This window comes from Citrobacter amalonaticus, from assembly GCF_018252635.1.
Classification (GTDB): Bacteria; Pseudomonadota; Gammaproteobacteria; order Enterobacterales; family Enterobacteriaceae; genus Citrobacter_A; species Citrobacter_A amalonaticus_E.
Genome location: NZ_JAGTXM010000056.1, coordinates 1 through 371, shown reverse-complemented (window position 1 = coordinate 371; position 371 = coordinate 1). Strand labels below are relative to the sequence as shown.

The following is a 371-nucleotide window of genomic DNA, read 5'->3' as shown; positions in this document are numbered from 1 at the left end:
TATGCAGGATCTGCCGTTCCATCCTGACACAGTGCTCAGCCCGGAGCAAATGGCGATCGTTCGCTGGTACAACATCAACAGTGACTTGACGAGCACTGCATTCCTTCACGACTGCCTACGCGAGCACATTGACCTCCGCTACACCCTGTCCAACGAGAACGGCATCGACCTTCGCAGCAAGTCCGACGCACAGATTGCAGAGGCTGTGATTGCTGAGGAACTGACTCGTAGGCTGGGCATGCGTCCGCAGCGCCCTAGCATTGAGATAGGCACGCTGTACCGTTACCGTGTGCCCAGCTTCATTCAGTACCAGTCGCCTCTAATGAATTGGGCGCTGAGCGTTGTCGCCAATGCTGCGTTCATCGTGGATG

General features: G+C 56.3%; 1 protein-coding gene. It reads left to right on the top strand.

Features of this window, described 5'->3' with window-relative positions:
* Nucleotides 1-49: 49 nt before the first annotated feature.
* Nucleotides 50-371, top strand: a 322-nt coding sequence (locus KE671_RS22690; protein ID WP_211986827.1) for a hypothetical protein, incomplete at its 3' end; no start/stop codon positions are given.